This window comes from Afifella pfennigii DSM 17143, assembly GCF_000688515.1.
GTDB lineage: Bacteria > Pseudomonadota > Alphaproteobacteria > Rhizobiales > Afifellaceae > Afifella > Afifella pfennigii.
Window position 1 is genome coordinate 105,451 of sequence record NZ_JHZK01000008.1, and the last position, 9,155, is coordinate 114,605.

The window sequence follows — 9,155 nt, forward strand, 5'->3', positions numbered from 1 at the left end:
ATGGCTAAGGTTACGGGCTTTCTGGAGATCGACCGGCAGGAGCAGCGCTACCAGCCGGCCTCCGACCGCATCCGGCATTTCAAGGAATTCGTGCTGCCGTTGCCGGAGCCGGAAGTGCGCCGGCAGGCGGCGCGCTGCATGGATTGCGGCATTCCCTATTGCCACGGTCCGACGGGCTGCCCGGTGCACAACCAGATTCCCGACTGGAACGATCTCGTCTGGCAGGGGGATTGGGAAGAGGCGGCGCGCAACCTGCATTCCACCAACAACTTCCCCGAATGGACCGGCAAGCTCTGCCCGGCGCCCTGCGAGGAAGCCTGCACGCTGAACCTTGAGGACGTGCCGGTCACCATCAAGACTATCGAGGAGGCGATCGCCGACAAGGCCTGGGAGAACGGCTGGGTGCAGCCGCAGCCGCCGGAGCGGCGCACGGGCAAGCGCGTCGCTATCATCGGCTCCGGACCGGCCGGGATGGCGGCCGCCCAGCAGCTCGCCCGCGTCGGCCATGACGTGCATGTCTACGAGCGCGAGCCGCGCGCCGGCGGGCTGTGCCGCTACGGCATTCCCGATTTCAAGATGGAAAAGCACCATATCGACCGGCGGGTGGCGCAGCTGGAGGCGGAGGGCGTCGTCTTCCATTACGGCGTCAATGTCGGCGTCACCCATCCGATGCGCGAAATCGTCGAGGGGCACGACGCCGTCCTCATCGCCGCCGGCGCGGAACGGCCGCGCGATCCCGGCATCGGCGGCATGGAGCTCGACGGCGTGCATTACGCCATGCCCTATCTGGTGCAGTCGAACAGGCGCGTGAACGGCGAGCCGGTGCCGGAGATGAACCATCCCGACGACATCTGGGCGGGGCGCAAGCACGTCGTCGTCGTCGGCGGCGGCGACACCGCTTCCGACTGCGTCGGCACCGCCTTCCGCCAGGGGGCGATCTCCGTCACCCAGCTCGACATCCGGCCCTGTCCGCCGGAGAAGGAGAATAAGGGGCTGGTCTGGCCCTATTGGCCGACCAAGCTTCGAACCTCCTCCAGCCAGGCGGAGGGCGCGGAGCGCGAGTTCCAGGCCGCGACGCTGGAATTCGTCGGCAAGAACGGCGTCTTGACGGGCGTGAAATGCGCCCGTGTGGACGAAAAGCGCGTGCCGGTGGAAGGCACGGAGTTCGTGCTGAAGGCCGATCTCGCCTTCATCGCCATCGGCTTCGCCGGGCCGCTTGAGGATACCTTCGTCAAGGAGCTCGGCGGCGGGCTGAAGCAGGACCGGCGTACCAATATTCTCGCCGACGAGGAGAGCTACCGCACCTCCCTCGATAAGGTCTTCGCCGCCGGCGACGTGCGCCGCGGCCAGTCCCTGGTCGTCTGGGCGATCCGCGAAGGCCGCCAGGCGGCGCGCGCCATGGACGCGTTCATGATGGGCGAGACCTCGCTGCCGCGCTGAGGCGCGCGCGAGCCCGTCCATCCGGTCGGGAAAGAGCGAAGAAACGCCTCAGTTCGGCCGCGACCAGCGATAATCGTCGATCCGGCCGGCGGGCGTTCTCGCGCCGGAGATGGCTTCTGCGGTCAGGGCTTCGACGACGGTGCGCTCGTCCGCCTCTTCTTCTTGCGCCTCCGCCTCCGTTGCCTGTGCGCCTGGGGCGGGCACGCTTGCCGCGCCGGGCGCCGGTGCCTGGGTCGCGGCGGCGGTGAGCGAGGGGCCCGTCTCGGCGCCGGGATCGGGCGGGCCCGTCTTGGCCGCGGCGCCGGACGGCTTTTCCTCCGCGAAAGTGGAAAGGCCGGTCGAAGGGCCGGTGATGACGGCGTCGATCGACATCATCGGGCTGATCGCCGGCACGGAGGCGGCTCCCAGGTTGCCGCCGCCCTCAAGCGAGGCCAGGAAGTTGCCGCCCGATTTCAGGATCGATTGCAGGTCGCGCTCGGTGAAGAAGGCGAGCTTGCGCTGGCCGGCGCGGGTGAAGTTCAGCCCGTCGCCGACGCGAAGCTGCCGTGTCTGGCCGTTCATGTCCGGTCCGGAGCCGACATATTTGCCTTCGTCGTCGGCAAAGCCGTTCCACACATCGATGAACTTCACCGGCGAGTTTTCCAGTGTCTCGCGGTAAATGGAGTTGAAGGCGGAGTAGCCGCGCGACATGGAGGCGGAGGCGACGGGCACCAGCCCGACCCACAGGCCGGGCTTGTCGGCCTCCACGATGGAATTGGCGAGCGCGGCGACGCGGCTCGCATAGACCTTGCTGAAGGCCTCCGTGCCCGGTGCCGCCTTACCGCCCTCGGCGGAAATCTCCTGGCGGTCGTTGCCGCCCAGCATGACGACGATGGCGTCGGGCTTGTGCTCCTCCATGAGTTCGGGGAGCTTGGCCGGCCAGTCGTAGAAATCGTCGCGCACCAGGCCGGAGGAGCCGTTGGCCGCCTGGATGATGACGACGTTCGGGTCCTCCGCGAAGGCTTCGTTCAGCCCCTTGGCGAGGCTGCGGGCGAAGAAATCGCCGATGACCATGACGCGCTTGGCGTCCTCGGCCTTGTCGACGACGGCCAGAGCCTTGACGCTCGGCTCGCGCGGGGCGGTGCGGCGCGTGGTGGTGGAGCGGCGCGGCGTGACGCGGCGCTGCTGAAGCTGCTCGCGGGGGCGCACGTTGCGGCGCTGCCGGCTGCTGTCGCGCGGGCCGAAGAGGAACCGGAAGAGGGAGGGCTGGTTCGATTGGGCGAGCACGATCGGCGCTTGGGCGGCGGCAGGCGCGGGCAGCGCCGTCGCCTGGAGGGCGAAGGCCGCCAGAAAAGCCGCCAGAAATGACATATGCCGCATGAAACGCTCCCGTGGGCCATTTCGGATCGTCGCGATCCGCCCCCGAAGCCACGCCGAATTCTAGCGCGCGCGGCGCCGTCGTCAAAGCCCCCGCGGTGACCCTCCGGCCATTCCTGGGGCGAGGGCGGGCGAGGGCGGGCGAAACGGCGCGCGCAAGAAGGCGTGACCTGCCGGGACGGTTCGTTCGGAAAAAGGGCGTGTTTGCGGCAAAGCCGCTTCAGGCCGCTGCGGCGGCGGAGCGCCGCTCCCAGGCAAGGGCGTGGCCGAGGATGATCTGAAGCGCGGAAAAGCGCGGCCGCCAATCGAGCTCGGCGCGAATGCGGCTTGCGGCGGCCACCAGCGAGGGCACATCGCCCGGCCGGCGGGCGCGGGCGCGCACGTCCAGAACGCGCCCGGCAAGCCGCTGCACGGTGTCGATGACCTCCAGCACGCTGTGGCCTTCGCCATAGCTGCCGTTGAGGGTGAGGCTGCGTCCGGGCCCCCGCAGATGCCTGAGCGCGGCAAGATGCGCGGCGGCGGCGTCGCTGACATGGATGAAGTCGCGGATGCCGGTGCCGTCGGGCGTATCGTAGTCGGTGCCGAAGACGGGAATATGGTCGCGTCGTCCCAGAGCCGCCTGCAGCGCCACCTTGACGAGATGGGTGGTGCCGATGGTGGACTGGCCGGCCCGGCCCAGCGGGTCGGCGCCGGCGATATGGCCGAAACGCAGCACCACATAGGAGAGCCCGTAAGCCGCGTCGGCCTCCCCAAGCATGCGCTCCACGGCGAGCTTGTGGAGGGCGTAGGGCGTTGCCGGCGCGCATGGGGCGTCTTCGCCGAGCGGCAGGCAGGTCGGCGGCCCGTAGACGGCGAGCGAGGAGGGGAAGACGAAACGGCCGATGCCGTTGGCCGCCGAGGCGGCGATGACCTCGCGGGCCTTGACGGTCTGGTCCAGATAATAGGCGAGCGGGTCGGCCACCGAGGCCGGCGGCGCCAGAGCCCCGGCCAGATGCATGACGGCTTCGACCTTGCGGGTGCGCAGGACGTGGTTGAGCAGCAGTCGGTCGCCGGCATCGCCGACGATGAGCTCCGCCGGCTCCGGCACGGCCCATTCAAAGCCGGTGGAGAGGTTGTCGAGGACGACCACCTCTTCGCCGGCGCCCAAAAGCTCCAGAACCAGATGGCTGCCGAGATAGCCGGCCCCACCGGTCACCAAGACGCTCATGCCCGTCCCTTCTTGCGCGCGTCCCTTCACGCTTCGGCCGCGCCGCGGGTCCGCCTCTTGCGCGAGGTCGCCAACTGGACTTCGGCCGAACCTTCATTCTAAACGGGCGAGCCTGAAGCACGTACCGCGAGAGGTGACATTGGTTAACCGCATCAAAAAGGCCGTCCTGCCCGTGGCGGGGCTCGGCACCCGCTTCCTGCCGGCGACGAAGGCCGTGCCCAAGGAGATGCTGACCATCGTCGACCGGCCGGTCATTCAATACGTGGTGGACGAGGCGAAGGCGGCTGGGATTGAGCACATCGTCTTCGTCACCGGACGCGGCAAGGCGACGATCGAGGACCATTTCGACATCCAGCCGGAGCTGGAAGAGACGCTGAAGGCGCGCGGCAAGGAGGCCGAGCTTGCAGCGCTCGCCGCCGAGCTGCCGGCGGCGGGCGGCGTCTCCTTCACCCGCCAGCAGGCGCCGCTCGGCCTCGGCCACGCCATCTGGTGCGCGCGCGAGATCGTCGGCAAGGAGCCTTTCGCGGTGCTTCTGCCCGACATGCTGATGCGCTCGGAGCCCGGATGCCTCGCCCAGATGATGGCGGCCTACGACAAGCACGGCGGCAATGTCATCGCGTTGGAAGAGACGGTGCCGGAGAAGGTGCACAAATACGGCATCGTCGCCCTCGGGGCGGAGGACGAGGCCGGGGTGGAGATCACCGGCATGGTGGAGAAGCCCAAGCGCGAGGAGGCGCCGTCCACCTTCTACATTTCCGGCCGCTATATCCTGCAGCCGGAGATTTTCCAGATTCTGGAGACGACGCAGCCCGGCGCCGGCGGCGAAATCCAGCTCACCGACGGCATGATCCGGCTCGCCGAGAGGCAGCGCTTCACCGGCGTGCGCTTTACCGGCGCGACCTTCGATTGCGGCGCCAAGGCCGGCTTTCTCGCCGCCAATGTCGCCTATGCGCTGGAGCGGGCGGATATCGCGGCGGAGTTCAAGGCGGAGCTGAAAAAGACCCTCGGCGAGGCGGCCATCAAGCAGCTTCTCAGCTAGCGCTTCAGCCTGAGGCGAACCGAAAAGGTGTTGGTGTCGGTGCGCTCGCCCGGATCGTTCTCAACCCGCTCGTAGCTGTAGCGGCCGACCAGCGCGGCATAGCGGTTGAGATCGTAGACGAGCCCGCCGAAGGCCGACCAGGTGGTCTCGGTAAGATCGATGCCGACATAATCGCGCCAGTCGAGGCCGAGACCGGCCTCGGCGGCAAGGTTGTGGCGAAGCTCGCGGCTCGCCGTCAGATCGGCGGAATAGATGAGCGAGCCGGAGGCGCCGGGGATGGTGGAGCCGTCCGCCGTGGTGGCGAGGTTAAGGCGGATGTCCGTCAGGCGGCGCGGCGACCACATCAGCGCGGCGGCGACGACCGGGGCGCTAAGGGCGGCAAGGCGCGCATCGTCGTATTCCTCGTGGCGCCAGCCTGCCGAGACCTCGCCCTGCAGCTTGGGCGAGAGGTCGAGGATGAGGCCGCCGGCGAGCTCGCCGAAGCGGCTGGAGCGGCGATAGCCGTTGGAATCGACGCTCTCGTCATAGACGACCTTGCCGCCGCGCGCCTCCACGAAAGGCTCCAGCGCGCCGGAGAGCTTGTAGCTGGCGCGAGCATTCAGCGCGGCCTCGGTGCGGTTGCGGTCGCCCTGGTCGATGGTGGCGCCGCTGGCGGTGGTGGCGTCCTGGAAGGTCTCGCGCTTGACGTCACCGCCGAGCGCCAGGCCGAGGCGGTTCATGCGGTGCGTGCCGGTCAGGGCGGCGTCGTAGGTCTGGCGGGCCGGGCGCTCCGCCGCGGCGGCGGGGGTGTCGGGATCGGTGAAGGATTCCAGCGCGTAGACATAGCCGGCCTCGGCGGTGAGGTCGGTATCGCGGGAGATGTCGTAGCGGGCGCGCAGCCGGGCGGCGGCGTCGCGGTCGTTATAGACCTCCTCGTCGTAGAAGCTGCCCGTGCCGCGCAGCTCGGCAGCCAGTTCGTGGCGGTCCCAGTCGGAGAGGAGAGAAAGCGTCGGCTCCAACAGGCCGCCCGTCTCCCAGTTCTTTTCGGTGTCGCCGTCGGGATTGTCGGAGACGACGACGCCGACATCGATGGTGGGGCGCAGGATGAAGGTGCCGACACGGATTCCCGGCGCGGCGAAGGGGTCTTCCGCCTCCGCCTCGCGCTCGGCCCGGCGGATGAGGCGCCTGCCGTCGACGATGGGTCCGGCCTCCTCGCTCCGCGCCGGCGCGTAAGGGTCAGGTCCGGCGAGCGGCGGGCCGAGCGGGGCGGTGCCGGTCGGGCCGAAGAGTGGCGGCCCGATAGCCGCGTCCGGGCGGGGATAGGGCCTGCCGGGCGGAACCGCCGGGCCGCCTTGCGGCGGCGGTGCCTCGCCCGCCAAGAGATCCTCCTCCTCCGCCGAGCGCGTGCCGCGCAGGAGGAAATCGACGGGCGCTGCGGCGTCGTTGAACTCCGCCTCCTGGGCGGCGGCAGGCGGCGCCGGCAGCTGAAGGGCTGCGACGCCGGCAAGGATAAGGACAAGGCTGCGGCGCATCCGGCGATCCCGTCCCGCACCCGTGCGGGACATGCCGTCCCGCGGGGCGAGACAGCCTTACCGAGCGGTAAAGCCTTATGGTTAACGGGTAGTTAGGGGAAGAGGCGCGCGGATGCGCAAAGGCGCGAAAATCAGCTCGCCGCCGGCTCCACCAGCAGCGTGGAGCCATCGGCGCCGATGACGCGGATGCGCGCGCCGGCGGGCGCGTCCGGCCCGTTCACCCGCCACACGCCGTCGTCGATATTGACCCGGCCGGCGCCTTCCACGATCGGCTCCGTCAGGGTGAAGGTGCGGCCCTTGAGGCGCTCGGCGCGCAGATTGAGGTTCGGATCGGCGCTCGGCATTTCGCTGCGGCCGTAGAAGCGCCGGCCGATCAGCGCCGCCACCAGGGAGAGGACACCGAAGCCGAGAATCTGCAGCTGCCAGGGCCAGGAGACGAGCAAGGCGCTGATGCCGATGACGATGGCGGCGATGCCGAACCAAAGAAAGAAGAAGCCGGGCGCCAGAAGTTCCACGCCGAGGAGGACGAGGCCGAGTATCCACCAGGTCCAGCCGCCGAGCGCCTCGATGATGTCGACGATCATGCCTGTTCGCCTCCCGAAGGCGGCGTGAAGGCGGAGCTGCCGGCGGCGGGCATGCCGGTCGGGCCGGGAACGGGGCCGCGCGGCGTCGTCGGCACCGGCCGGGCGGGACGTCCCCCCTCGCCGCTGCCGTTCGCTCCGGCGCCGCCATTGCCGAAGGCCTCGCGGGCGATCTCGGTGATGCCGCCGAGGGCGCCGATGACGGCGGAGGCCTCCACCGGCATCAGGAAGGTCTTCTGGTTGGGCGAGGTGGCGAAGGCCTTCAGCGCCCCGACATATTCCTGGGCGACGAAGTAGTTGATCGCCTGCACGTCGCCCTTGGAGATGGCTTCGGAGACATAGGCCGTCGCCTTGGCCTCCGCCTCCGCCTCGCGCTCGCGTGCCTCCGCGTCGCGGAAGGCGGCCTCGCGGCGCCCCTCCGCCTCCAGGATCTGGGATTGCTTCTCGCCCTCCGCCTTGAGGATCGCAGATTCCCTCATGCCCTGCGCCGTCAGGATCTGAGCCCGCTTCTCGCGCTCGGCCATCATCTGCCGGTTCATGGAATCGATGAGGTTGCGCGGCGGATCGATATCCTTGATCTCGATGCGGGTGATCTTCACGCCCCAGGGGCCGGCCGCGGCATCGACGACCTTGAGGAGCTTGTCGTTGATCTCGTCGCGGTTGGACAAAAGCTCGTCCAGATCCATGGAGCCCATGACCGAGCGGATATTGGTCATCGTCAAATTGACGATGGCGTTCTCCAGAAAGTTCACCTCGTAGGCGGCCCTGGCCGCGTCCATCACCTGGAAGAAGGTGATGCCGTTCACCGTCACCGTGGCGTTGTCGCGGGTGATCACCTCCTGGCTCGGCACATCCAGCACCGTCTCCATCATGTTCATCTTGGCGCCGACGCGGTCGATGAAGGGGACGATGAGGTTGAGGCCGGCAGAGAGGGTGCGGGTGTAGCGGCCGAAGCGCTCGATTGTGTAGTTGTGGCCCTGCGGCACCGTCTTGACGCCCGAAAAGAGAACGAGCGCGATCAGGACGACGAGGACGATTACGGCGATATCGAAACCACCGAGCATGGGCATGTGCCTTTCTCCAGGCCGATGCGGCCTTCTCAGCTACGCGGATATGGATGCACGGCGAGCACAGCACAATCGCGCCGGCGCGCTAAGCTAGCCGATTCCTTAACGCGAGGGGAGGCGGGCGGCCATGGACAGGTTCGATCTGAAGGAAATCTCTCGCGAGCGCGGCCTATTCCTCGTAGCGGCCCGCGGCTTCGCGGTCGCGTTGGTAGCGCCGCGCCAGCGGAAAGGGCGGCAACCAGGATTCGCGGCGGATGATCCAGCTCTCGTAGGTCGGGGTCAGCAGGTTAGGGGCATCCAGCGTCCCAAGATGGACTTCGATTTCGTCTGCGCTGCGCGAGAAAACGGACGAGCCGCAATTGGGACAGAAGAAGCGTCCGGCGTAATCGCGCGTCTCGCCGGCGATCGTCACCGCCTCCTGCGGGTACACCGCCGAAGCGTAGAAAAGCGCTCCGTGATGCTTGCGGCAGTCCAGGCAGTGGCAAAGGCCAACCCGGTATGGGCGGCCCGAGGCCACAATCCGTACCTTGCCGCACAGGCAGCCGCCCGTGAGTTCTTCCATGTCCCCTGTCTCCTCAGCCTTGGCGCTCAAGGGTATCGCCACGCGCTTCATCTGTCGTCATGCCATGGCTTGACCCACGGCTGTCCGGTTTAATTTTGTGGACTGAGCGCACGGTGTTGATTCTACTCGTGTTCAGACGTTTGGCGCGTCTTCCGGACACGAGGGAGCAACACCGTGCGGCACCACAATAGCGTTTTCCACGACGTCTTGAAGCATGTTCCCTGGGGCGTGTTCGAACGGCTTGTGGACAAGCACCATGCGGACAAGCATGTGCGTCGGCTGTCGACCAAGAGCCAGTTCGTGGCCTTGCTCTATGGGCAATTGTCGGGGGCTCAGAGCCTGCGCGAGATCGTCGGCGGCCTTGAGAGCCATGCGGCCCGGCTCTACCATGT

Annotated in this window: 9 protein-coding genes; 3 read left to right on the forward strand and 6 right to left on the reverse strand. The window is 68.1% G+C overall.

Annotated features, from left to right (window positions below; genetic code table 11):
* A complete protein-coding gene (locus Q331_RS0108670; protein WP_026380358.1) occupies positions 1-1,440 on the forward strand; it encodes a glutamate synthase subunit beta in 1,440 nt (479 codons plus the stop codon).
* A gap of 48 nt (positions 1,441-1,488) precedes the next feature.
* On the opposite strand, the gene Q331_RS20705 is transcribed toward Q331_RS0108670, so the two are convergent.
* A complete protein-coding gene (locus Q331_RS20705) occupies positions 1,489-2,799 on the reverse strand; it encodes an SGNH/GDSL hydrolase family protein (RefSeq protein ID WP_051630869.1) in 1,311 nt (436 codons plus the stop codon).
* 217 nt (positions 2,800-3,016) lie between these two features.
* A complete protein-coding gene (gene galE, locus Q331_RS0108680; RefSeq protein ID WP_026380359.1) occupies positions 3,017-4,003 on the reverse strand; it encodes a UDP-glucose 4-epimerase GalE in 987 nt (328 codons plus the stop codon).
* 139 nt (positions 4,004-4,142) lie between these two features.
* Here galE and galU point away from each other — a divergent pair, with 139 nt between their 5' ends.
* Positions 4,143-5,042, forward strand: a complete 900-nt coding sequence (gene galU / locus Q331_RS0108685) for a UTP--glucose-1-phosphate uridylyltransferase GalU (protein ID WP_034491572.1) — start codon at positions 4,143-4,145, stop codon at positions 5,040-5,042.
* On the opposite strand, the gene Q331_RS20710 is transcribed toward galU, so the two are convergent.
* The 4 genes from Q331_RS20710 to Q331_RS0108705 form a co-directional block, all read right to left on the reverse strand.
* Entirely contained in the window at positions 5,039-6,553 is a 1,515-nt protein-coding gene (locus Q331_RS20710) for an outer membrane beta-barrel protein (protein ID WP_026380361.1), read from the reverse strand. The two genes, galU and Q331_RS20710, sit on opposite strands and share 4 nt — an antisense overlap.
* A 131-nt stretch (positions 6,554-6,684) precedes the next feature.
* The gene (locus Q331_RS0108695) at positions 6,685-7,137 is read right to left on the reverse strand and encodes an NfeD family protein (RefSeq protein ID WP_026380362.1); all 453 of its coding nucleotides are present in this window, start codon (positions 7,135-7,137) and stop codon (positions 6,685-6,687) included.
* The gene (locus tag Q331_RS20715) at positions 7,134-8,204 is read right to left on the reverse strand and encodes an SPFH domain-containing protein (protein WP_084174926.1); all 1,071 of its coding nucleotides are present in this window, start codon (positions 8,202-8,204) and stop codon (positions 7,134-7,136) included. Before Q331_RS20715 ends, Q331_RS0108695 begins: the two co-directional genes overlap by 4 nt.
* 166 nt (positions 8,205-8,370) lie before the next feature.
* A complete protein-coding gene (locus Q331_RS0108705; RefSeq protein WP_026380363.1) occupies positions 8,371-8,763 on the reverse strand; it encodes a GFA family protein in 393 nt (130 codons plus the stop codon).
* Between the two features lie 174 nt (positions 8,764-8,937).
* Between Q331_RS0108705 and Q331_RS23410 the strand changes: the two genes are divergently transcribed.
* Positions 8,938-9,155 (forward strand): DUF4372 domain-containing protein (locus tag Q331_RS23410; protein WP_156953296.1); only part of this gene is annotated, 218 nt, incomplete at its 3' end.

Bases quoted from the DNA above. Each gene is read 5' to 3' on its own strand.
- Q331_RS0108705 (WP_026380363.1), bottom strand. From the start codon at position 8,763: ATGGAAGAACTCACGGGCGGCTGCCTGTGCGGCAAGGTACGGATTGTG.
- Q331_RS0108670 (WP_026380358.1), top strand. From the start codon at position 1: ATGGCTAAGGTTACGGGCTTTCTGGAGATCGACCGGCAGGAGCAGCGC.
- Q331_RS20710 (WP_026380361.1), bottom strand. From the start codon at position 6,553: ATGCGCCGCAGCCTTGTCCTTATCCTTGCCGGCGTCGCAGCCCTTCAG.
- Q331_RS0108695 (WP_026380362.1), bottom strand. From the start codon at position 7,137: ATGATCGTCGACATCATCGAGGCGCTCGGCGGCTGGACCTGGTGGATA.
- Q331_RS20705 (WP_051630869.1), bottom strand. From the start codon at position 2,799: ATGCGGCATATGTCATTTCTGGCGGCTTTTCTGGCGGCCTTCGCCCTC.
- galE (WP_026380359.1), bottom strand. From the start codon at position 4,003: ATGAGCGTCTTGGTGACCGGTGGGGCCGGCTATCTCGGCAGCCATCTG.
- Q331_RS20715 (WP_084174926.1), bottom strand. From the start codon at position 8,204: ATGCCCATGCTCGGTGGTTTCGATATCGCCGTAATCGTCCTCGTCGTC.